The organism is Candidatus Omnitrophota bacterium (assembly GCA_028693815.1).
In the GTDB taxonomy this organism is placed as follows: domain Bacteria; phylum Omnitrophota; class Gorgyraeia; order Zapsychrales; family Aceulaceae; genus Aceula.
Map to the genome: position 1 here is coordinate 14107 of JAQUUP010000001.1, position 23353 is coordinate 37459.

Here is a 23353-nt window from a genome sequence, read left to right on the forward strand (position 1 = left end):
TTTTTATTTTAACTGCTGGAATGCTAAAGAAATTATTTTTTGAATAAGAGCGTTATACTGAATACCTATTTTCTCGGCTGACTGGGCCACCTCGTCACACCGAGCGATGCAAGGATTTGCATTCGGCTCGATAATATAAATGCGCCCGTTTTCTGTTACCCTAATATCAAAACGTGCATAACTTTGAATATTCAAAGCTCTATACGCACGTTTACATGTTTCTTTGATTCGCTCTTCTAGATCTCCAGAAAGCTTTCCGATAAAAACACTTTTGATATCCCATTTTTCTCGATATTTATCGTCCCATTTTGCCTTATATGTGGCAATGCGCGGCTCATCTTCAGACATTTTTCCAAATTTCATTTCTCTTAGAGGTAATACTTTTAATCTCCTAGTTCCAAAAATACTGACATACATTTCTCGGCCTTCAATATATTCTTCTGCAATAGCATCAGCGTTCATGTTCTCATGAATAAAACGAACACGCTCAATAAGCGCCTCCTCTTTATCGACAACAGATGCCAGCGATATCCCTCGAGAAGCCTCTTCGCTTAACGGCTTAACAATCACTGGAAGCTTTATATATTTCGGAAGCCACACTTTATGTTTTCGATAAAATGTATGAAATCGCGGAACACGAATACGATGAAAACGAAGTATTTTTTTTGCTAAGGCTTTATCATTACAAATAAAAAGGCTTTCTGCAGAAGACCCTGTATAGGGGATATCTAACATCTCAAAAAGCCCCGCCACATTCTTATCCAGATGAGATTTTTGATTAAACACTTCAGCTAAATTAAAAATAACATCAGGAGAGAATTCTTTAACCTCGTCAAGCAACACACCAATATCATTACAAAGTCCTAGCACGCGCACTGTATGCCCATTTTCTAAAAGAGCACGATAAACATCGCTTTCTGTATACCAATTATCCTCGTCCTTAAATTCTTCATTAAAATCATAGCCTCTTGGTTTTGCATGCGGACTATCGAAAACTAAAAGAACTTTAAGCTTCTTCATAATATTTTATTTTTTATCTCCTCGAAACCATCCGGTATAAACATAATTAAGAGTCAGCGCCGTGATATATGTTGATACCTTTAAAATTGCCACACTTTCAGAATCTTTGATCACAAGGTTAAGCGCGCGACATCGAACACAAATCCCTTTAAAAAGATCATTGATAATATACTTTTTTTCTCCCGTCCACATAGAAACATTATTCAATATTTCTCGACGATACTTCGATATGCTCTTGACAGCCAGTGGCATACTTTTATTTTCCTCTGTTCGTTCTAAAAAAATTCTTTTTAGATTCTCGTCATGAAAATGAGGAAAATCTTCGGCATGGAAACGTTTCTTTTTTTTGTAATGATTTTCTAGCGTTATTTTCAGTGTCGATGCCTGCCAATACTTTTTTCCTTTTTTAACAGAAGGATCTTTATGTTGAATTTTTTTCATCAACGATTCAACATATTCAAGCTTTTTAATAGCCTTCCATTTCTTGTATTGATTTTGCCAATCCGCATTCGGTGTAAGCCAAATCGCAAAAGTCTCTGAAAAATCTTCATCTGGATGATACTGCGCGTAAAATCCATCTAAATGACGAACAAAATTTTTGCTATGCGGTCGATAACGATATGTATCATCATACTCTTCCGACGAATGACCAAACATTTCTTGCCAACTGCGTTTCTTATGCAAGCGATACGCATAGCTTATCGCATGACCTAATTCATGACGCAAAAGCTGTAAACATGTTTTTTTTGTTCCACCTTCCACATCCAGCATCATCTTCTGCTCAAGCTTCATCAAAGCCGGATGTGCCAAATAAAACGGAATACCAATAACAGGCTCATCTTCCGGCGTCAACCATTCTTCCGCTAAATAAAATTCTGGTTTAAATTTAAGATTTTTACTTTCAAGCTCGGCACAAACTTCACTAATGCATTCCTCAATCCACGTCCCAGCAATCGCGAGGGGAAGGTCACAAATACGTGAAGCTAAAAGCTTCTCTTCAGAAATTTCAGATAAATTAATTATTATTTTTTCTCGTCTCATTTTTATCATTTGATCTTTTCTGAATTATACCATAGCTTCAAAGCCAATAATATTAATTTTACAATTCTTAAGAGACAGAAAAAGTTTTTTTTGTTATGATGCTAGCAGAAAATAAAAAGAAAGGTTGTTATGTGGATTGAAAATATTATATTGGGCATCGCTCAAGGCATTGGAGAATGGCTTCCCATAAGTTCTGAAGGGCTCATTGCTCTTATTAAAATAAACTTCTTCTCTGGCGAAAACCTTTTTTCTATTATTAAACTTGCTCTTTTTCTACACCTAGGGACCTTTTGCGCAGCTTTTGTCTATTTCAGAAAAGATGTCCTTTCCCTTTTAAAAGCACTCTTTTTTTATAAAACAGCAGAAGAAAAGAACAAAAAATTACTAACCTTCTTAATTATTTCAACGACCATCAGTGGCCTGCTAGGTTTTGGGCTCATTACTCTTCTCTCTCAAATAGAAAATCAAATACGTCTATCTGGAAAAATTATCACAGCTGGCGTAGGAATCCTTCTTCTTTTAACCGCTTTGTTACAAATTAGAACCAAAAAAACAGGTTCAAGAAATATTTCAGACTTAAAAAAAACCGATGCCATTATCTTAGGATTCATTCAAGGCTTTGCTGTTCTTCCAGGATTATCTCGGTCTGGAACAACCGTCGCCGCATTGCTTCTTAAGAAATTTGATAAAACAGTAGCGCTAAAACTAAGTTTTTTAATGAGCCTTCCAATCGTTCTAATTGGAAATATTTTCTTAGGGATAAAATATTTTGAATTTAGCTTTGAGGCTCTAGCCGGATTTCTATTTTCTTTTATTTTTGGACTTCTAACAATCCACCTTCTTTTTAAAATTGCTGAAAAAGTAAACTTTGGATATTTTATTCTTTTCTTTGGAATTCTAACAATTATTTCAGTCTTCATATAAGAGAAAATTAACTAAAACTAATCTTTAATCCCAGCAACTCTCACCATAGCGGTTTTTTCTTTTATTGCCCCTAGTTTTTTCACAAAATATGTTCTATAATTAAATTAGCTCTAAAGTTCGCATTTGTATTCTGGACAAAAAGGGATATCTAATACTCCCTAGGGGGCGAAATCCGGAATCGCGAAGAGCACAATCATCTTCGCCCCCTTTTTTAAAATATCAATTCGCTGTCCTGTTATTTCAATAATATAAGAAATAAAAAAGTCCGCCTAAAAGATGAACTTTTTTTCAGGTTTATTCTACAAGATTCTGCGCAAAAGCAATAAAGCAAAGAAAAGCCCCGCAGCCTTCATATGTCTCTCGATGCTGCTTATGCTTTTTATGTTTTTCACAATCAAATGACCATCAAAACAATTAAAGAATTATTCAACTTCTACAATTAAATCCCCTAAATGATGACAACAGGAGCACATATTCCCCTGTCCGCGCAGGCGAAGTTTTTGCCCATGGCGCGTTCCTGGCTTAATTTTAAGGGATATCTCTTTGCCATTATGATTAAACTTAGCCTCGCCGCCATTCATAAGCAAATTTTGCGGAATCTGAATCCTTGCAATAATATCTGTTATTTCCTGCCGAACAGAATGGTTTTTCTGGAAATTTCCACCTGCTCCGAAAGAATAATGATGCGAATGACCCTGAACGCCTCCTATATGCTCAAAGATATCAAAAAATCCATCCTCTTCAAAAGATCTAGAATAATATTCTCCGTCGGATGTTTTTTTTGATGCCGCGGAGAATCCTCGAAGATGCCTAAGAATTTCATCAAAATCAAACCCCTGCGAATAAGCAAAATCTCCTTGAACCCCCGTAGATGACCCATGTTGATACGAATCATATTCCTGTCGACGTTTTTTATCATTCAAAACATAGTATGCCTCAGAAATTTCTTTAAATTTCTCCTCGGCTTTTACCTTTTTACCTGCAACCACGCGATCCGGATGATATTTAAGCGCAAGCCTCCGGTAAGCCTTTTTGATCTCCGCAAGACTGGCGTTCTGCGTCACTCCTAAAATTTTATAATAATCTTTATTTAACACTATCTACTCCATCGCCAGCTCAAACACATACCACATCGTCTCTCAGCTCTTTTACGTAAATTTATCAAACCCTATACTGATCAAACAAATCAATATTGCTCACCGCTATTTCTTTTTTGGCAAATAGATAATTAACTTATTATCTTGTTTCTCCGTTTTCATCTTAGCTGTATCCGCGTCCTGCGGCAAAGGTATAGTTTTCATAAAAGAACCAAAACTTTTTATCTGAAGGGACTGATTAAGTCCCTCTTGTTTCTCTTGCGTAGAGTACTCCCCTTTCACTGTAACCGAATGCTGATTAATCTGAATATCAACTTTGTCTTGATCCATGCCTGTCATGTCAAATTCAATCGTATACCCATCAAGAGTCTTATTAATATTAACCGCAGAATCAAAACTCATATTATTGACAAAAGCTCCCCTTGCTAACCCAGAACGCCCAAATGAATCCTGAAACATTAAATCCATCGCTGCCTGCATCCGATCCATTTCCTCAAACGGGTCCCAAACAAATCCGCTTTTAACCCGCGGGTGCATTGTAGAGTCAGTATATTGTTTCTGTTTTTCTGCTTCTAATTCATCAACACGTTTTTGCAATACCAAAATCTGTTTCTTCAGCTCTATAATATCTTTTGTTTCCTGAGCAAAAAGCGGAATATTATACAAAAAAATTCCAACAACAATAAATATCCCCACTGTTATTAAGATTCTTTTGTTTCTCATATTGCACCTCCTACAAATATACTCTTTACCTTTCCTCCTATAATGCCATAATGATAGGGGGAAACACCCCCCCCATCATTATGTTTTAATAACTATTTTCTGAGGCTGCGCTTCTTCAGATTTTGATAATGAAACTTTTAGAACCCCATCCGTATACTCAGCCTTAATCTTTTCTCTATCGATTTGTGTATTAATTTCAAATCGGCGCTCAAAAGAAACAGGCCTTCTTTCTCTATGAAGAAGCGTATATTCCTTACCAATTTCCTCTTTCTGCTTCTTTCCTTGAATAATAAGCTGATTGCCATCCAGATTAAGATCAAGTGAATTTTTGTCGACACCCGGCATTTCTACAGCAATAATAATTTCTTTATCCTTCTCATATATATTGACAAATGGAGCAACAGTCGTCTCCTCTTCATCTTTATTTTTTCTAAACTTTTCTAACATCTTAATCACCTCCTATTTTAACCTCCGAAAAATGAGAAGTTCGCACTGGGTTATTTAACATCTATACTAATTTGTTTTGGCTTTGCTTCCTCTTTTTTTGGTAATGTCAGCGTAAGCACCCCATCTTGATATTTTGCATCAACTTTATTAACATCAACAGAAGCTGGTAAAGGAATCGTCCTGAAAAAACTTCCATAAAACCGCTCTGTTTTAAAATATTTTTCTTCCTTTACTTCTGTATCCTTTTTTTTCTCACCCTTTAAAATAAGGCTGCCGTCATGTATAGAAACTTCAATTTCATCTTTAGTTAAGCCTGGCAAATCAGCCTTAACCAAAAGACTATCTTTTGAATCATATACATCCACAGCTGGAGCCCATTGTCCACCCAACAATGTTGTGTCCCCTAAAGGATTTCGCGCTAAAGAAAAATCAAAAAGTTGATTCATTTGCTTTTGGATTCCCTCTAATTCAGAGAAAGGATCCACCCACCAATTATCTTTTCTATAAGGTACAAGTGTCATTGTAACCGCCTCCTTAATTCAAAGCTTTATTCCTATTTTTTTAAATTTTTCCTTGATTAAATCACCCAAAGTTCACCTGAACGATGAATTTCTCAAAAAATCTCCATTTCCTTCACCTCCTTTCAACTTAACCAATCTATCGATTGGCACTCTACCATAAGGAGTGCCAATTCCTAGGTAAAAAATTTTATCTCTTTTTTTTAATCTTAAATGTTCCTTTTTCCATTTCAAGTATCACCTTAAGTCCAGGTATCTTTACGCTATGCTTCTCCATAAAAAACCAGCACCGCTGAGCTTCTTTTAATTCACGCTTTGAATACAATCTCGACTCCCCCTCATTCTTACGAGCAGGAGAAACAATACCCTCTTTATCTAATTGTTTTAAAACCCAAATAGGAATTTTTAAAATTTTACATACAATTCCCGTCGTATAAATAGGAACATCAGGCTCAATATAAACCTCTTCAAAATCCTCACTATTTTTTATTTTCTTTGATGCCATGACCACTTTCCTTTTTAACTAATCTAAATATACAACTTTTCGAAATATTTGTCAAGTATTATCGAAATATTTATTTCGATAATCGAAATATATCTAAAACCGTTTCCCGAAAAAATACTGCGGTCTATCCACCGCCAATTCTCTGGCAGAGATAAAAATGCTTCGATTAACATCAATATAGCTTGAAAAAATGAAGAAAGGGAAGGCAAAAGCCTTCCCTTTTATTTGGTAGCCCCAACGGGATTCGAACCCGTGTCTGATGACTGAGAATCACCTGTCCTAACCAGGCTAGACGATGGGGCCATATATTCTATTCTAAAAACCTTTAAAAAAGATTATCTAATCGCCTTCTCTAGAAAAAAAACAGTAGGCGAGTAAAATAATATCACATCTATCAGTATGGTCAACAAAAATTATTGGCCCTAATTTTAATTTACTCTTTTAAACAAATCCTTTTCCAAAAATAATAATTTCTCTAAAACGGAATTAAGGTTGACACTCAAAAATCTACCTTATACTATAGAAGATATAATTAACCTATTAATACTAATATTATTACTTTATGTCTATACACATTGGTGTCGGTTTTAGTAAAGATGAAAATCCCTTCCGTGCAGCACAAAATGCTGCTGCGCAAGCTAAAATCCAAACAAAAGAAAATCCTGTCCACCTTGTCATTATTTTTTCAACAATCCATTACAGCCGAATCGAAACAATACGGGTTGTCAGGGAAACTTTTCCTGACGCTAAGATCGTAGGGTGCTCAACAAGCGGTCTTATTCTTTCGAAAACCATTGAAACATGGGGCGTCTCTATTTTAGCCATCGGATCCCAAGAAATTCATTTTGGTGTTAGCTGTATTAAAAATATCAGCAGAGACAAAATTAATTTAGATTCTAGTGAAATTGCAAAAAAAACACTCAAAGACTTTGGTCTAAATCGTCGGCAAATATCGCTTCTTTTAACCGACGGCCTTTCCCAAAACAATTCTATGCTTCTTAAAGGAATTCAAGAATCTCTAGGTCTCCTCTCCCCTATCCTTGGGGCCGGCAGCAGCGATGACTTCCAATCAAAAAAGACATATCAATATTTTGAGAATGAAATCTTAACAGACTCTGCTGCTGTCATCATTATGGGTGGACGGATGACAGCTGGGTTTTCTAGTCAACACGGGTGGAAACCTCTAGGAAAACCGCGCATCATTACAAAAGCAGAAAAAAATATTATTAAGAAAATTAACAATAAAAAAGCCATTTCCATTTATGAAGAATTCTTCGCAGATCAAGCCGCTTCTCTTTTTTCAAATCGTTTAAATCGCATGAGAGACTTTTATCCTTTAGGCATGCTGATAGAAGGTGAAAAAAAATATCTCTTACAACAAGTTGTAAACGTAACCCATGAGGGCGACCTCATCTGCCAAGGTGAAATTCCAGAAGGAACAGAAGTTCATATTATGATTGGAAACAAAGACTCTTGTCGGGATTCTACACTTGCGGCTGCTTGTGAAGTAAAAGAATCTCTTTTTGGAAGAACTCCCGATGTTATTATTGTTTTTGAGTCTGTTTCAAGGCAGAAATTATTAGGCCGTAACGTTTTTCAAGAAATTCAGATTATCAAAGAAGTTCTAGGAGAAAACGTTCCTATTTTTGGAATGTATGCTTACGGAGAATTTGCCCCCTTAGGAACAGCGGGACAAGCTGGACAATCTTTTTTACAAAACGAAACGATATCTATCTTAGCTATTGAACACCACAAGGTTTATTAGTATATTAAATCAAGAGATTAACTAAAGCTTCAAATTAACGACATTACCTATGCTAAACATTACAAGCTCTTCTGTTGATATTACTTTTTTTGCGATTGTTGGAATTACAATTCTAACAATAATCGCAACACTCGTTTTTATTCTGATTAATAAAATTGATCAAATCAAAGAGCTTCACTCTGCCTTAAAAAAACTTAAACTATCGTTTAACAACTTGGATGAACAAGCAAAGCTTATTTTAAAAACTGATCTTGAGCTTAACCGTGCGCAAGAAGAATTAGACAAGCGTCTCTCTAGCCTTGACGCCCTTCAAAGAACATCTCGGCTTATTAGCACTACTTTAGATGAATCTGAAATCTTTCGAAGACTAGATAAAGCACTCATGCTTCAACTTGGATTTGAACAAATCCTCATCCTTACTTTTGATAAAGAAAGGAATCTAATTACTCGTGTCAATTCTGGATTTTCAGACTCTAAAACTCAAGAAATTTCTAGTCACCTTACAAAAGACCCCGTATTTTCTTCTTTATTTAAAGAAGGCTACGCTCTATCTTCTGCAACAGCATCCAAAGCAAAAAAAGAAAGAATTATCAATGTTTTTGGATCCAATAATTTTATTTTATCTCCCATCCTAACTCAAGATGGAACCATTGGTGTTATTTTCGTAGGAAATCAAAATGAAATGCAAACAGTATCAGAAGCTGATGAAGAAATGGTTTCTATTCTCACAAATCAAATTGGTCAATCTCTTGAAAACGCACAACTTTTTGAACAAGTATACACCTCCCGACAAGAGCTTGAATCAAAGATTCAGGAGCGAACCAAACAACTTGCTTCCGCCTTAGAAAAAGTACAAAAAATTAGTCGAACAAAAACCGAATTTGTTTCCGCAGTCTCCCATGAGTTAAGAACTCCATTGACGTCTATTAAAGGATACGCCTCAATTTTGATGTCAGGGAAACTTGGCGAAATTCCAGACAAAGTCAAAGAGCGGTTAGAAAAAATTAATAAACATTCGAATAATCTTGTCGAACTCATCAATGAACTTTTAGATATTTCTCGCATTGAATCTGGACGTATCGATATGAATTTTGAAAAAGTTCCTATAAAAAATCTCATTGAAAACACCCGCGACCTTTTGATGCCTCAGATGAAAGAAAAACAAATCACATTTTCTTGCGACATACCCGAACAAATTCCAGATATTTTAATCGATCAAAAACATATTGAACGTGTTTTTATCAACCTTTTAAGCAATGCTATTAAATACACACCAAATGGGAAAATTAATATCAAAGCCTCTTACAACGAAAAAGAAGTCCTTTTTGAAATTCAAGACACTGGATCTGGTATCAAAGCAGAAGACCTTCCTCGCCTATTTGATGAGTTTTATCGAGTTGAGAACGACCTTAATCAAAGCATCAAAGGGACAGGGTTAGGGCTTTCTTTAGTTAAACACATCATCACAGCACATCAAGGGGAAATATGGGCTACCAGCGAAATCAACGTCGGAACAACATTTCATTTTACAATCCCTATTACCCGAAAAGAAGAAAAACCTGATGCGCAAGAAACTTTAAGCCCATAAAAAAGGATTGAAAGAAAACAAATGAATCAATTAAAAATCTTAACGCTTGACGATGATCCAGATATTCTCGATGTTTTAGAATTAACCCTATCAGGAGACTACATTGTTTTTCAAGGATCAAACGGAGAAGAAGGCGTCAGACTCGCTAAAGCTTGCTCCCCAGATTTAATCATCACAGACTATAAAATGCCAATCATGGATGGTCGTCAATTTTGTCGCATCATAAAAAAGGATATTTTATTGCAACATACGCCTATCATCATGCTCACAGGAAAAGGCGAAGTCAAAGATAAAGTTGGCGGACTTGAAGCTGGCGCAGACGACTATCTTGTAAAACCGTTTGAGCCAAATGAACTTTTGGCTAGAATCCGTATGATCTTGAGACGAACCAAACGTAGCCTAGATGCCAATCCTCTAACGCGCCTTCCCGGGAACAACTCAATCATGGATGAACTTCAATATCGCATTCAAACCAAGGAGCCTTTTGCCGTCGGCTATGCAGATTTAGATAAATTTAAAGCCTATAATGATATTTATGGCTTTGAAAAAGGCGATGAAATTATTAAAGAAACAGCTCGCATCATTATCAATGCATCCCAAGAAAAAGGCAACAACGAAACTTTTGTAGGGCACATTGGCGGCGATGACTTTGTTTTTATCTGCGAAGATGCCATTGCCGATGATATTGCTCAAGAAATAATCAAACAATTTGATACGAAAGCACCGTTTTTTTATAACGAGAAAGACCGTAAAAAAGGCTATATTGTTGCAAAAAATCGCCAAGGCGAACAAATCACTATCGGGCTTCTAGCGATCTCCATTGGAATTGTTAGCAGCCGCAAACAAGCTATTACACATATCGCTCAAGTGGCTGAAATCGGAGCGGAATTAAAGAAATATGCAAAAAGTATCGAAGGAAGTTCTTTTGTAAGGGATCAAAGGAATATTTAAGGATATCTTTATGGTATATTTAAAATAGGCATGCCTGAACAAAAATAACATTTCCCGTTAGGCACATCAGGGTCTGGGACTGTATCGCAACAACCCAAAAATCTGTCGCAGGGCCAACAAGCAACTTCAAAACCGCTTCCACAGCTGGCATAATCTTTATGCATACATAATCCAGCGTAACTACCGTCAATCTTACAATGCCCACCATCATCAAAGGCGAATCCCCATGCCCAAAGACATAAAGGCAATATCCCGCATTCATCATAGCTTAATCCCTCACAAAGTTCCCACTCAGATTGAGGTATTACACTGCTCAAAGCCGTTCCGTCAACTGGATCCCCCACAATTGCATTCTGGACCTTAACAAAATAATTTGTTGCCGCATCCCTAACCTGTCCGTCTTCTCCAAAAAAAGTTTTAAAACCCAAAAAAGCCACCAAAGCACAAATCGTCAGCAGCAAAAGATATTCGATAGCAATCTGTCCTTTAAAAATTTTATTCTTCATGGTGAGACATCCTCCGCTCTTAAGTATATCATATTTTTAAACTTTTAAGATACTTGACCACTTCTTTAGGCTTTGAGGAACCAAAGAAATAGCTAGCTGTAGCAAGAATATTAGCTCCTGCCTTTACAGCTTCTGGTGCTGTTAATTCATTAATGCCACCATCAACAGCGATGTCTTTATCAAAAATGTCTCTTAGCCCCTGAATCTTAGGAAGAGCGACTGGCATAAATTTCTGTTTTGCAAACCCTGGATTAACGGACATCACCAAGAAACCATCAGTCTGATCTAGAACACCTTGAATGCAAATAGGGCTAGATGGATTCAAGACAACAAAAGCTTTTTTCCCATTATCCTGAATTCTTTGAATATCCTTTTTGAGCTTTATTGTGTTAACAGCATCCACTCGACGAGTATACCCATCTGCTTCTTTGAACAAATGACCTTCTAAAGCATAACACTCCGCATGCAAAGAAATAGAATCGGCACCAGCTTTTAAAAAAGAATCAATATATGCGCTTGGGTTTTCAATCATAAAATGTGCTTCAATAGGAAGCTTCGTAATAGGACGAATAGCCTCTACAATAAGAGCTCCGACCGTAATGTTTGGAACAAAATGGCCATCCATCACATCAATATGAAGCATGTCGACACCGGCTTCTTCGCACATCTTAATTTCACTCGCTAAATTTGTAAAATCTGCACACAAAATACTAACACTAACTTTAATTTTTTTATCCATTAATCTCCCCAATAAATCCTAAATTTGTGCAACTGTTTTATTTTTTAAATCCTGATACAAATAATAACTAAAAATTAAAGCATAAATGCCGAGCGCTGCCTTGACAACTTCACTAGCAATAGTTCCAACCGCGACTCCAATAAATGGAATCAAAATAAAAAAAGCAGATACAAGGCTAATCAAAATTGCCGCTAAAATCATAGCACCCATTAACGCAAACATTTTAAGCAAAAACTCTTTTAAATTTGATTTAATAACAGATTTACTAAAAGCCAAAGCTTCATTTCCTCTTTTATCGTCAATAATCACCGAATAACTAGAAAACCCATACAAAACAGAAAAAATAATGCCTGGAACAATCAAAAGCAAGGACCACAAAATAACCTTCACAAAAACAAGAATAGATACAATTGCAAAAGGACTAAAAATATCCTTTGCTTGTTTATACATTTCCACCGCATTAACCGATTGATCTTGTGCCACATTGTGAACTGTTTTAATGAGCGCTATCGAATAAAATAAAGAAATCAAAATTGTAAGAATAAAAATTATTGCTGAAATTAAAACAGAAAGGCCTGATGGGCCAGCATCAGCTGTCTGTAAAAGTTTAAAGCTTCCAACCCCCAACAAAACAAGGACAGTCGTCGGAACAAAGAAAATAGCATAAACAATAGAAAATGCCTTAATATTCTTTAGAAGTAAATCATAACTTTTCTTAAAAATCACTCCAAAATTCTCTTCCATATTATCTCCTTTTCAAAGAATTAAATAAATATTGATTTGATAAAATATTATACCTTATCAAAAGAAAAATCGCCACTGCCTTTATGTTTATCCAAAAATAGACTTGAAACTTCTATGAACATAGTGGATAAAAAAGGCCTAGATCTTATCTAAGCCTTTTAATGCGCGGGGTGGGACTTGAACCCACACGGGTTACCCCACACGCCCCTCAAACGTGCGCGTATACCATTCCGCCACCCGCGCGCAAGCTAGCATTATAGCCTCTCTTTGATTTTTTTCAACCAAAGAACTTACCTTGCCATCTTTTATCTATTTTCAAAACGTCTCATGTCAACAACAAACGTTTTCTCTTGAAAACGCAACGGCTTATCAAGAATAGTCCCTGAATCAACTTTAATCTCATAGCGAAACATTTTTCTTTTATTAACAATATCTCTAAAAATATATAAAACCGTTTTTGTCTTCGGATCAAAACTAATATTAAATATTTCCATTTTTCCTTGCGCAATCTCCCTTAAGACAAAAGAGGTCAATCCAACCATGTTGTGACTATAGGAAGTTGTTAAGTTACCAAATTCATCACCTCTATGTTTTAAATATTTTTCTTGAGGTTGAATAAAATAAATTCTTTTATATTGATTCAGGTCTGCCTTTGTTATTTGATCTTTAACAAATTGAATTTCTTTTTGACTTGGAATAACTCGATACTTTAATATCGTCTGATATGCTTGCGCCATACCGTAAAAACTTAACAATAAAAGCACGACGGAAAATATGAGTTTCCGGCCCTTAGCAAGAAACTGAGTCCATGCTCTTGCGGCCCATATCACAACAAAGAAAACAAGGATTGTCAACGGCCCCAAACATCGATAATAAAAAGCATTTTGAGTGGAAACAAGATTAGGCAAAAAACTTAAAAACATCAAAACAATCAAGATCAAAGACCGAACAAAACCATTTGTAAAAGATTTAGCTCTTTTTTCTTTTGGCTGTCGAACAATTTCTAAAACAATAGCAGAACCAATAAAAAAAACAACAATACTCGCAAACATCTTGTGGGGAAAAATATTCCACAAATTTAAGGCATTAAATAGCGGCTCTCGAAAAAACCATGCTATTTTTCCAAAATAGTCTGCTGTGACTTCATACGGGTTGTATCCAAATAAATTAAATCGAGCAAAATAAGGTTTAACCACATGAAGAACAATTAAAGAAAGCACCATAGAGAATACCGCCGGCGAAAATAAATTAATCATCCGATTCTTAATTTCAGAAACATTTGAAAATTCAGAGAATAAAATCACCACTCCAACCATAGTCCAATAAAACATTGATGTTGGCTTGTATATTGATAGTGCGCAAAACAACAAAAAAACAGATAAAGCAAATCGGCCGCTAACTATCCGCCGAAGAATCTTATCTGTCAAAGAAATGCGGTCACTAGCTAAAAAAGCGCCCATCACAAACAGAATCGAAACCGGTTGATACGCCATTGCCGTTTGAGAGACAGCCACTTGAAAAGAAGGCAAAGTAAAAATAGTTAGAGATAGCAAAAAAGCGTTGATCGGTGAGAAGAATTTCTTTCGAATCCAAAAAAAGAAGATTGATGCGCAAAGAGCAAGATTGATAACACCTAAAAAACGAACAAGATTAAGATCTTTAATAGAATTAATCAAAAGTCCCATCGCCAAAAATAAATGTGCGCCGATAAAACGTCCAATGGATAAATTATAAACAACTCCTGGTGTTTCTAGTCTAGTCGGGGTTTTCAGAAAGAAAATAACATCGTCATGATAAACATAGTGCGATGCAATGGCAGGCCAAAAAGCAATACATAAAGAAATTAAAAAAAGAAAAAAAACAACAGGCTTATAAAAAACTTTTTTCTTAATCATAGAGGGTTAAGACTTTTTTGCCAAAGAAGCAGCAACAAAACTCTGAAACAAAGGATGCGCCTTATCTGGCTTTGATTTAAACTCGGGATGAAACTGGCATGCAACAAACCATGGGTGACTCTTAAGCTCAAGAATCTCCACAAGTTTCTTTTTTACATTAATCCCTGAAAAAATAACACCTTTTTTCTCAAAAGCTTTCCGATATTCATCATTAAACTCATAACGATGACGATGCCTCTCCGAAATATTTTCTTTTTTATATGCCTGAAAGCTTTTTGTTTTTTTCTGCAGCTTGCAAGGATAGGCTCCCAAGCGCATGGTCGCTCCCATATTCTTTACTTTCTTTTGTTCTTCCAAAAGACTAATCACAGGATACTTTGTTAATTTCTCAAATTCTGTTGAATTAGCCCCTTTAAGCCCACAAACATTTCTTGCAAATTCAATAGACGCAATCTGCATTCCTAAGCAAATTCCAAAAAAAGGAATCCCTTGCTCTCGCGCATATTCAACAGCTTTAATCTTTCCTTCGATCCCTCTTGTTCCAAATCCCCCAGGAATAAGAATGCCATCAGAATCTTGAAGGTATTTCTTTGCACCAAGCTTCTCAATATCTTCAGAATCTACTCTATTAATAACAACACGAGCATCGTTTGCAATGCCACCATGCACCAACGCTTCATAAATTGACTTATATGCATCTGGAAGAGAAATATATTTTCCAACAACAGAAATCTTGACTTCCTTCGAAGGATTTCTTAACCGTTTTACAACATAATCTTCCCACTTTTTAAGATCACTGTCTGGTCTTTTAATGTTTAGTTTTCTTAGAATTAAATCATCTAGCCCTTCTTTCTTAAAGCAAAGAGGAACTTCATAAATATTCTTAACATCCACAGCTTCAACAACAGCCTCACGATCAACACTACAAAAAAGAGCAATTTTTTCTCTCTGCTCTTTATTCATATGTTTTTCTGTTCGGCATAAAAGAATGTCAGGAGAAATCCCGATCTCACGTAAACGCCCAACGCTATGCTGTGTTGGTTTTGTTTTATGTTCTCCTGCAGACTTAATAAAAGGCAAAAGCGTAACATGCACGTTGATACAATAACTTGGACCTGTCTCCCACTTCATCTGACGAATAGCTTCTAAAAACGGCAGGCTTTCAATATCACCAACAGTTCCGCCAATTTCAACAATAGTAACATCCACATCACGCGCTTTCGCAACTCCTTTTATTCTATTTTTTATTTCATCCGTGATGTGAGGAATGATCTGGACCGTTTTTCCTAAATATTCGCCCTTACGTTCTTTTGAAATAACAGAGAAATAAACCTTCCCTGTTGTAATATTGCTATCCTTGCCAACGCGCGCATTAGTAAAACGCTCATAATGGCCGAGATCTAAATCCGTTTCAGCGCCATCATCAGTCACGTACACTTCTCCATGTTGAAATGGACTCATGGTTCCAGGATCAACATTCAAATAAGGATCACATTTAATTGTCGTTGTAGAAAGACCTCTCTCCTCGAGCATTTTTCCAATCGAAGCAGCAGCAATGCCTTTTCCAAGGCTTGAAACAACACCACCTGTAACAAAAATAAATTTACTCATAAATACTTCCGATCTTTAAAGTTTTTAATATTATAATAACCCTCTTAAAATTATCACTTAAAACTTTAGCAATTCTTTTCTAATAAATACTTGCTCTGGTTTTTAGGGATCTGTTCCGGATAAACACCGTCAAAACATGCGTGACAAAACGCCTTAGAGTCTTTCATGACTTTAAGCATTCCCTCTAAACTTAAGTATTCAAGTGAATCGACCTTAATAAAATCAGCAATTTCTTTGATTTTCTTATTAGAGGCAATCAACTCATCCTTGCTTGGAAAATCAATGCCATAGAAACATGGAAACGTAATCGGAGGACAAGTCACTCGGAAATGAATCTCTTTAGCTCCTGCTTTTCTAATTTCCTCAACACGGCTTCTACTGGTCGTGCCTCGCACAATAGAGTCCTCAACAACCACAACACGCTTTCCTTTCAAAACATCGCTAATGGGATTAAGCTTTACACGCACACGAAATTCCCGCAAAAACTGACTCGGCTGAATAAACGTACGTCCAATATAATGATTTCGAATCATGCCGATCTCCAAAGGAAGACCAGATTCTTTCGCATAGCCAACTGCTGCATAATTTCCAGAATCAGGAATCGACATAACAAAATCAGCATCAATCGAGTTCTCTCGCGCAAGCTGTTCGCCTAAACGTTTTCGCACTAAATAAATATTGTCATCAAAAATATGGCTGTCAGGACGAGCAAAATAGATATTCTCAAAAATACAATGAGCGTTCTTTTCTTTTCTTTCTAAGAAAACACTTTCAATTTTTCCGCCACTTATAAAAACAATTTCCCCAGGTTCAATCTCTCGAACTAGTTCTGCATTAATTAAATCTAAGGCACATGTTTCGCTTGCTAGAATATAAGAGTCGTCTTTCTTACCTAAACATAATGGACGAAACCCAAAAGGATCACGCGCTCCAACTAAAACATCTTCAATCATAAAAACAAGCGAAAAAGCCCCTTGAAGACGCATCAAAGCTTGCTTAACCCAATTCTTAACATCTCCGTTCTTTGTTCTTGCTAAAAGATGAACAATCACCTCAGAGTCCATTGTCGTCTGAAATATAGATCCCTGCTCTTCAAGTTCATTGCAAAGCTCTTCTGTGTTTGTTAAATTTCCATTATGTGCAATAACAATAGTCTTGTTTTTATGTGTTGCCAAAAATGGTTGGATATTCTTAGAATTACTTGATCCTGTTGTTGAATAACGAGTATGGCCTATAGCAAAATTTCCCTTAAGGCTTTCAACAGAACTTTCATCAAAGCAATCTGCAACAAGGCCACGCGCTTTCTTTGAATGGATTCTCTTCCCGTCAAAAGAAAGAATACCGCACGACTCTTCCCCTCTGTGCTGCAACGCATATAAACTTAGAAAAACAATTTTTGCTGCTTCTTTATGATTGGAAACCCCAACAATGCCACACATAACTAAACTCCCTTACGGTAATATTCTTGCAAAGATTTTACATTAAAATCTTTTTCTTTACTCGCTTCAATTCCATTAATAGCTGCCCACGCCGCTTGTATCGTTGTGATACATGGCACATTTTGCAAAATAGCAGCCGCACGAATAGATCGCATATCCGACTGACTCTTTTGCCCAGAAGGAGTATTGATGATCAGATTAATTTCATTATTCTTAATTAATTTTAATAAATTACTTTTACCTTCTCCAACCTTATTAACAACCTCAACCTTAATTCCATTTGTTTTAAGTGCTCGCGCTGTTCCTTTTGTTGAAAGAAGTTCAAACTTCATGTCCGTTAGTTTTTTTGCTAAAAATGCAATATTGCGCTTATCAGTTTCATTGACACTTAAAAAAATCTTTCCCTCTTGAGGCAAAGATTGACCCGCCGCCGCCTGCGATTTAGCAAAAGCAGCGCCAAAAGTTTCATCAATCCCCATAACTTCTCCTGTTGACTTCATCTCAGGACCCAAGACAATGTCCACGCCGGAAAAACGAGAAAAAGGCAAAACAGATTCTTTAACCGAGATATTCTTAAGCTCCTCAATATTAACAAACTTAAAATCAGACATTTTCTTGCCAGCCATAATCTGAGAGGCAATCTTTGCCAAAGGCACACCTGTTGCCTTGCTAACAAAAGGCACCGTACGAGACGCCCTCGGATTAACCTCTAAGACATAAATACGATCTCCTTTAATGGCAAACTGAATATTAAGAAGACCAATAACTTTTAATCCCCTTGCAATGTCGCAAGTATATTTCTCAATTCTTTTAATCAAAGTCAAGCTCAATGTATGAGGTGGCAAAACACAGGCTGAGTCTCCTGAATGAATTCCAGCATTTTCAATATGCTCCATCATGCCCGCAACAACAGCATCTTCTCCATCTGAAATACCATCGACATCAACTTCAATCGCATCTTCAATAAATTGATCAATCAAAACAGGATGCCCCTGGGAAACATCTTTAGCCTCTTCAATAAAATCAAGCAATGCCTCTTGATCATACACAATCTTCATGGCTCTTCCGCCTAAAACATATGACGGTCTTGCTAAAACCGGATATCCAATTCTTTTTGCGATTTTAATCGCTTCCTCTGCAGAAAATGCAGAACCATTTTCAGGCTGAGAAAGTCCAAGCGTTGTAATAAACTCTGAGAACTTTTCTCTATTTTCTGCCAAATCAATAGACTCAACTGTCGTCCCAATAATCGGCACTCCAGCTTCATTTAAGGCACGCGCTAAATTAAGCGGCGTCTGCCCACCAAACTGAACGATAACACCATCAGGATTTTCAACCTCAATAATATTCATAACATCTTCAAACGTCAAAGGCTCAAAATAAAGTCGGTCAGATGTGTCATAATCTGTCGAAACTGTCTCAGGATTTGAATTAACCATAATAGTTTCGCAACCCATCTCTTTTAATGCAAAAGAAGCATGACAGCAACAATAATCAAACTCAATTCCCTGACCAATACGATTAGGCCCGCCACCTAAAATCATAATTTTTTTCTTCTGACTCTTTTCTTTTTCCGTAGCCTTACTTTCGTCTTCGTCTTCATATGTTGAGTAATAATATGGCGTATAGGCTTCAAACTCAGCTGCACACGTGTCGACCAATTTAAACACAGCTCGAATCCCCTTTTCTTTTCTTAAAGCTCGCACTCCCTTTTCGCTTATTGAAAAAATCTGAGCCAGCTGTGCGTCACCAAAACCCCATTGCTTTGCTTGCCTTAAAGAATCTTTGCTAACCGATTTATTTTCTTCGAATTCTTTTTTTAAATTATTTTCAAACTCAACTAATTCTGAAATATTAGAAAGAAACCATGGATCAATCTTTGTAATCTCAAAAATTTCATCGACACTCATTCCTTTTTGAAGCGCATATTTAATGTAAAAAATACGAGATGCATTCGGGTTCTTAAGTCGATGTATCAATTTCTCATCAGAAATATCTTGAAACTTGAGCTTATTGTCCAGGCCAACATGTCCTATTTCAAGACCACGCAACCCTTTCTGCAAAGACTCTTTAAACGTGCGCCCGATTGCCATTGTTTCGCCAACAGATTTCATCGAAACACCCAAAGTGTCGCCTGCCTCTGGAAACTTCTCAAATGTAAATCTTGGGATTTTTGTCACGCAATAATCAATAGTCGGTTCAAATGAAGCTGGCGTTTCTCTTGTGATATCGTTTCGAATTTCATCCAATGAATATCCCACCGCTAATTTCGCTGCAAACTTTGCAATCGGAAAGCCTGTAGCCTTACTAGCTAATGCCGAACTGCGTGATACACGCGGGTTAACCTCGATAACGACAATGCGGCCATTTGTTGGATCAACAGCAAAATGAACGTTACAACCTCCTGTTTCAACGCCAATTTCTCGAATCAACGCAATGGTTTGGTTCCGCATTCTTTGATATTCTTTATCTGTCAAAGTTTGTGCCGGAGCAACGGTAATACTGTCTCCCGTGTGAACACCCAAAGGATCTAAATTTTCAATAGAACAAACAATAACAACATTATCTTTGCAATCCCGCATGACTTCAAGCTCATATTCTTTCCATCCTTCAATAGACTCTTCAATCAAAACTTCATTATTCCTACTGCATTCGAGACCTAAAAACGCTATTTTTTCAAGCTCTTCTGCATTATGCGCAATCCCACCGCCGGAACCGCCTAATGTATAGCTCGCCCGAACAATCAAAGGAAATCCAATTTCCTTTCCTGCCTCTCTTGCCTCCTGTATCGTATAAGCAAACGTACTGCGAGGAACCTCAAGGCCAACTTTCAAAACAGCCGCTTTAAAACATTCACGATCTTCTGCTTTCTTGATAACTTCATGAGGCGCACCAATAAGCTCAACATTATATTTCTCCAAAATACCTTGCTCGAAAGCTTGCATTGCCAAATTTAATCCTGTTTGCCCACCTAACGTTGGCAAAAGTGCGTCTGGCCTCTCTTTTTCAATAACGCGCTCTAAAAACTCCAACGTCAAAGGCTCAATATATGTCGCATCCGAAATCTCAGGATCTGTCATGATCGTCGCTGGATTTGAATTAATCAAGACAACCTCGTAACCTTCCTCTTTAAGCGCCTTACAAGCCTGGGTTCCAGAATAATCAAACTCGCACGCCTGACCAATAACAATGGGACCAGAACCAATAAGCAAAATTTTCTTTATATCGTTACGCTTTGGCATGAAAATCCTTCATCATTTTAATAAATTTATCAAATAAATACTGTGCGTCATGCGGACCAGGAGAAGCTTCCGGATGATATTGAACAGAAAAAAGTGGATACTTTTTATGTTCAATACCTTCAACAGTTTTATCATTCAAATTAATATGTGTCACTTCAACATCATCACTATTTAAACTTTTCATATCAACACAAAAGCCATGATTTTGGGATGTAATAGAAATCTTGTTTTCTTTTAAATCTTTAACTGGATGATTAGCCCCTCTATGACCAAACTTCAGCTTGTATGTTTTTCCGCCTAGCGCAAGACCTAAAATCTGGTTACCTAAACAAATACCAAAAATAGGAAGCTTACCTAAGAAGGCTTTTGCAGTTTTAACAACATATGGCACAGCCGCAGGATCACCTGGACCATTTGAAATAAAAAGTCCATCAGGATTGATCGCTTGAATTTCTTCTGACGTAACCGTCGAGGGAAATACATGAACTTCGCATCCAAGCTTTGCGAGAATTCTTAAAATATTAAATTTAACACCGCAATCAATCACAGCAACTTTTAATGAATGTTTTTCTTCTTTGTTCCAGATATATTTTTCCTTAGTCGTAACTTCCTTAACCCAATCGCTACCTTCCATATCTGGCACTTTCTTAAGCTTATCCGCTAAACTTTGAGAATCAAAATCTTTTGTTGAAATGATACCCTTCATAGCTCCACAAACTCTTAGATGTCGCGTCAGAGCTCTGGTGTCAACATTCTCAATTGCGATGATGTTATTTTCTTTTAAATATTCCATTAAACATTTTGTAGCACGAAAATTAGAAAATCTACGAGCAAACTCTTTAACAACAAAACCCTTAACATGAATTTTGCTAGACTCAACATCTTCTTCATTCACACCGTAATTTCCAATCAAAGGATATGTCATGGTGACAATTTGACCAGCATAGGAAGGATCAGTCAAGATTTCTTGATACCCGCTCATCGAGGTATTAAAGACCATCTCGCCTGCACTTTCTCCGGAAGAAAAGATAGAACGTCCTTGAAAAATCGTTCCATCCTCCAAATATATAATTGCTTTTTTCATATGAAATAGATAACAAAAAGGCTAGTAAAACTAGTGATAATATACCATCAATTTGGGGTCAGTCAAAACATATTTGCTCTGCATTATTTTCGCAAATATCGATCAACGCATTCAGCCGCACCGCGCCCCTCATGAATGGCCCAAACAATCAACGATTGACCTCGGCGCATATCTCCCGCCGAAAAAACACCATTAACGCTCGTCATATAATTGACATCTGTTTTAACATTGCCTCTTGAATCAAGCGGAATATTTAAATCCTCGACGAGCCCTTTTTTTAAAGAACCAATAAAGCCCATCGCCAAAATCAGCAAATCGCAATCTACTTCAAACTCAGAATCCGAAATTTCTTTCATCAAGGACCTTGATGTCATCGGATCTTTGGGACCATATTCCAATCTTATGCCATGAAGCTTTTTAAGATTTCCTTTTTCCCCGCTTAAACTTTTTGTCAAAATACAATAATCTTGAGCAACACCTTCTTCGTGAGAACTCCCTTTGCGATAGATGAGCGCCCACTCAGGCCACGGATTATCCGTCGTCCTTGTCAATGAAGGACAAGGAAGAATTTCAAACTGTTTTACGCTTTTTGCCCCTTGACGATTTGCCGTACCAATGCAATCAGCACCCGTATCTCCTCCGCCTAAAATAATAACACTCTTATCTTTAGCATTAATTTGCTCTTTCGGATTAATGAGCACGCCCCCATTAATACGGTTTTGCTGACACAAATAATCCATCGCCTGACAAACTCCTTTTAACTCTCGCCCAGGAATTTTAAGATCGCGCGCTTCTTGTGATCCGCCAGCTAAAACAATCGCATCAAATTCTTTTTGAACATAATGAATCGAAATGTCGACACCAATATGGCATCGTGTTTTAAAAACAATCCCTTCGTCTCGTAAAACGCTGATACGTCTTTCAATGATCTTTTTTTCAAGCTTAAAATCTGGAATTCCCAAAGATAAAATTCCGCCAATATTTTCATTTTTTTCAAAAACGGTAACACGATGACCCGCCTTATTCAACTGATCCGCACAGGCTAATCCAGCAGGTCCCGAGCCAACAATAGCAACCAATTTTCCCGTACGTTTAAGTGGCGGACGAGGCTTGACCCAGCCTTCTTCAAAAGCCTTTTCAATAATTAAAAGCTCTACATTGCGAATGGTGACCGCATCTTTTGTAATTGATAAAACGCAAGAATTTTCGCATGGCGCAGGACAAATGCGGCCAGTCATTTCAGGAAAATTATTTGTTTCCACCAAACGTTCATACGCTTCTTTCCAGCAACCACGATACACAAGATCATTCCAATCAGGAATTAAATTTGCCAGAGGACAACCCCAATGACAAAAAGGCGTTCCACAATCCATACAACGCGCTGCCTGTTGGCTCAAATCTCTATCTGAAAAAGGATGAAAAAACTCCCTCCAATGTCGCTTTCGCGTCTCAACAGAATCCTTAGAAAAATCTTTTCGATCATATTTTAAGAAACCAGTAATATCGCCCATGAT

Annotated in this window: 20 protein-coding genes and 2 tRNA genes; 4 read left to right on the forward strand and 18 right to left on the reverse strand. The window is 36.9% G+C overall.

The features are described from left to right. Positions 1–3: 3 nt before the first annotated feature. Positions 4–1020: an ATP-grasp domain-containing protein gene (locus PHY73_00040; GenBank protein ID MDD3374105.1), complete on the reverse strand. Its 1017-nt coding sequence runs from the start codon at positions 1018–1020 to the stop codon at positions 4–6. Between the two features lie 6 nt (positions 1021–1026). Further along, positions 1027–2070 carry a putative zinc-binding metallopeptidase gene (locus tag PHY73_00045; protein MDD3374106.1) on the reverse strand — a complete coding sequence of 348 codons (1044 nt, stop codon included), beginning with the start codon at positions 2068–2070 and terminating at the stop codon, positions 1027–1029. A gap of 120 nt (positions 2071–2190) precedes the next feature. Between PHY73_00045 and PHY73_00050 the strand changes: the two genes are divergently transcribed. Beyond that, entirely contained in the window at positions 2191–2985 is a 795-nt protein-coding gene (locus PHY73_00050; GenBank protein ID MDD3374107.1) for an undecaprenyl-diphosphate phosphatase, read from the forward strand. A gap of 422 nt (positions 2986–3407) precedes the next feature. Here PHY73_00050 and PHY73_00055 read toward each other — a convergent pair whose 3' ends face one another. The 6 genes from PHY73_00055 to PHY73_00080 all read right to left on the reverse strand — a co-directional run bounded on the left by PHY73_00055 (position 3408) and on the right by PHY73_00080 (position 6578). After that, positions 3408–4082 (reverse strand): DnaJ domain-containing protein, encoded by a 675-nt coding sequence (locus PHY73_00055; GenBank protein MDD3374108.1) that lies wholly within the window; start codon positions 4080–4082, stop codon positions 3408–3410. 105 nt (positions 4083–4187) lie between these two features. Further along, entirely contained in the window at positions 4188–4805 is a 618-nt protein-coding gene (locus tag PHY73_00060) for an Hsp20/alpha crystallin family protein (protein ID MDD3374109.1), read from the reverse strand. Positions 4806–4883: 78 nt separating this feature from the next. Next, positions 4884–5252 (reverse strand): Hsp20/alpha crystallin family protein, encoded by a 369-nt coding sequence (locus PHY73_00065; protein MDD3374110.1) that lies wholly within the window; start codon positions 5250–5252, stop codon positions 4884–4886. A gap of 50 nt (positions 5253–5302) precedes the next feature. Next, positions 5303–5773 (reverse strand): Hsp20/alpha crystallin family protein, encoded by a 471-nt coding sequence (locus PHY73_00070; GenBank protein MDD3374111.1) that lies wholly within the window; start codon positions 5771–5773, stop codon positions 5303–5305. A gap of 187 nt (positions 5774–5960) precedes the next feature. Further along, positions 5961–6275, reverse strand: a complete 315-nt coding sequence (locus PHY73_00075) for a MerR family transcriptional regulator (GenBank protein MDD3374112.1) — start codon at positions 6273–6275, stop codon at positions 5961–5963. 226 nt (positions 6276–6501) lie between these two features. Next, positions 6502–6578 (reverse strand) — tRNA-Glu (locus PHY73_00080). A gap of 259 nt (positions 6579–6837) precedes the next feature. Here PHY73_00080 and PHY73_00085 point away from each other — a divergent pair. Genes PHY73_00085 through PHY73_00095 form a run of 3 tightly spaced genes read left to right on the forward strand, consistent with a single transcriptional unit; the run spans position 6838 to position 10579 of the window. Beyond that, positions 6838–8040: an FIST N-terminal domain-containing protein gene (locus PHY73_00085; GenBank protein MDD3374113.1), complete on the forward strand. Its 1203-nt coding sequence runs from the start codon at positions 6838–6840 to the stop codon at positions 8038–8040. A gap of 49 nt (positions 8041–8089) precedes the next feature. Then, on the forward strand, positions 8090–9628 hold the full coding sequence (locus PHY73_00090; protein ID MDD3374114.1) for an ATP-binding protein: 1539 nt from the start codon (positions 8090–8092) through the stop codon (positions 9626–9628). A 21-nt stretch (positions 9629–9649) separates the two neighbouring features. Next, positions 9650–10579, forward strand: a complete 930-nt coding sequence (locus PHY73_00095; protein ID MDD3374115.1) for a response regulator — start codon at positions 9650–9652, stop codon at positions 10577–10579. An 8-nt stretch (positions 10580–10587) separates the two neighbouring features. Here the strand turns inward: PHY73_00095 and PHY73_00100 are convergent, their stop codons facing one another. The 10 genes from PHY73_00100 to PHY73_00145 form a co-directional block, all read right to left on the reverse strand. Then, the gene (locus PHY73_00100; protein MDD3374116.1) at positions 10588–11085 is read right to left on the reverse strand and encodes a hypothetical protein; all 498 of its coding nucleotides are present in this window, start codon (positions 11083–11085) and stop codon (positions 10588–10590) included. 28 nt (positions 11086–11113) lie between these two features. After that, positions 11114–11824 carry a ribulose-phosphate 3-epimerase gene (locus PHY73_00105; protein ID MDD3374117.1) on the reverse strand — a complete coding sequence of 237 codons (711 nt, stop codon included), beginning with the start codon at positions 11822–11824 and terminating at the stop codon, positions 11114–11116. A gap of 18 nt (positions 11825–11842) precedes the next feature. After that, positions 11843–12568: a hypothetical protein gene (locus tag PHY73_00110; protein MDD3374118.1), complete on the reverse strand. Its 726-nt coding sequence runs from the start codon at positions 12566–12568 to the stop codon at positions 11843–11845. A 162-nt stretch (positions 12569–12730) separates the two neighbouring features. Further along, positions 12731–12811 (reverse strand) — tRNA-Leu (locus PHY73_00115). A 62-nt stretch (positions 12812–12873) separates the two neighbouring features. After that, positions 12874–14463 (reverse strand): hypothetical protein, encoded by a 1590-nt coding sequence (locus tag PHY73_00120; protein ID MDD3374119.1) that lies wholly within the window; start codon positions 14461–14463, stop codon positions 12874–12876. Between the two features lie 6 nt (positions 14464–14469). Then, complete coding sequence (locus PHY73_00125; protein MDD3374120.1) at positions 14470–16074, reverse strand: CTP synthase; 1605 nt, start codon at positions 16072–16074, stop codon at positions 14470–14472. A 65-nt stretch (positions 16075–16139) separates the two neighbouring features. After that, entirely contained in the window at positions 16140–17513 is a 1374-nt protein-coding gene (gene purF / locus PHY73_00130; protein ID MDD3374121.1) for an amidophosphoribosyltransferase, read from the reverse strand. A gap of 2 nt (positions 17514–17515) precedes the next feature. Beyond that, complete coding sequence (carB, locus tag PHY73_00135) at positions 17516–20755, reverse strand: carbamoyl-phosphate synthase large subunit (GenBank protein MDD3374122.1); 3240 nt, start codon at positions 20753–20755, stop codon at positions 17516–17518. After that, positions 20742–21839: a glutamine-hydrolyzing carbamoyl-phosphate synthase small subunit gene (carA, locus tag PHY73_00140; protein ID MDD3374123.1), complete on the reverse strand. Its 1098-nt coding sequence runs from the start codon at positions 21837–21839 to the stop codon at positions 20742–20744. The genes carB and carA overlap by 14 nt, the downstream gene beginning before the upstream one ends. A gap of 83 nt (positions 21840–21922) precedes the next feature. Beyond that, the gene (locus PHY73_00145) at positions 21923–23350 is read right to left on the reverse strand and encodes a glutamate synthase subunit beta (GenBank protein MDD3374124.1); all 1428 of its coding nucleotides are present in this window, start codon (positions 23348–23350) and stop codon (positions 21923–21925) included. Between the last annotated feature and the right edge of the window lie 3 nt (positions 23351–23353).

Coding starts and splice junctions, on each gene's coding strand:
- PHY73_00040 (MDD3374105.1), bottom strand. CDS start 1,020: ATGAAGAAGCTTAAAGTTCTTTTAGTTTTCGATAGTCCGCATGCAAAA.
- PHY73_00045 (MDD3374106.1), bottom strand. CDS start 2,070: ATGATAAAAATGAGACGAGAAAAAATAATAATTAATTTATCTGAAATT.
- PHY73_00050 (MDD3374107.1), top strand. CDS start 2,191: ATGTGGATTGAAAATATTATATTGGGCATCGCTCAAGGCATTGGAGAA.
- PHY73_00060 (MDD3374109.1), bottom strand. CDS start 4,805: ATGAGAAACAAAAGAATCTTAATAACAGTGGGGATATTTATTGTTGTT.
- PHY73_00065 (MDD3374110.1), bottom strand. CDS start 5,252: ATGTTAGAAAAGTTTAGAAAAAATAAAGATGAAGAGGAGACGACTGTT.
- PHY73_00070 (MDD3374111.1), bottom strand. CDS start 5,773: ATGACACTTGTACCTTATAGAAAAGATAATTGGTGGGTGGATCCTTTC.
- PHY73_00075 (MDD3374112.1), bottom strand. CDS start 6,275: ATGGCATCAAAGAAAATAAAAAATAGTGAGGATTTTGAAGAGGTTTAT.
- PHY73_00085 (MDD3374113.1), top strand. CDS start 6,838: ATGTCTATACACATTGGTGTCGGTTTTAGTAAAGATGAAAATCCCTTC.
- PHY73_00090 (MDD3374114.1), top strand. CDS start 8,090: ATGCTAAACATTACAAGCTCTTCTGTTGATATTACTTTTTTTGCGATT.
- PHY73_00095 (MDD3374115.1), top strand. CDS start 9,650: ATGAATCAATTAAAAATCTTAACGCTTGACGATGATCCAGATATTCTC.
- PHY73_00100 (MDD3374116.1), bottom strand. CDS start 11,085: ATGAAGAATAAAATTTTTAAAGGACAGATTGCTATCGAATATCTTTTG.
- PHY73_00105 (MDD3374117.1), bottom strand. CDS start 11,824: ATGGATAAAAAAATTAAAGTTAGTGTTAGTATTTTGTGTGCAGATTTT.
- PHY73_00110 (MDD3374118.1), bottom strand. CDS start 12,568: ATGGAAGAGAATTTTGGAGTGATTTTTAAGAAAAGTTATGATTTACTT.
- PHY73_00120 (MDD3374119.1), bottom strand. CDS start 14,463: ATGATTAAGAAAAAAGTTTTTTATAAGCCTGTTGTTTTTTTTCTTTTT.
- PHY73_00125 (MDD3374120.1), bottom strand. CDS start 16,074: ATGAGTAAATTTATTTTTGTTACAGGTGGTGTTGTTTCAAGCCTTGGA.
- purF (MDD3374121.1), bottom strand. CDS start 17,513: ATGTGTGGCATTGTTGGGGTTTCCAATCATAAAGAAGCAGCAAAAATT.
- carB (MDD3374122.1), bottom strand. CDS start 20,755: ATGCCAAAGCGTAACGATATAAAGAAAATTTTGCTTATTGGTTCTGGT.
- carA (MDD3374123.1), bottom strand. CDS start 21,839: ATGAAAAAAGCAATTATATATTTGGAGGATGGAACGATTTTTCAAGGA.
- PHY73_00145 (MDD3374124.1), bottom strand. CDS start 23,350: ATGGGCGATATTACTGGTTTCTTAAAATATGATCGAAAAGATTTTTCT.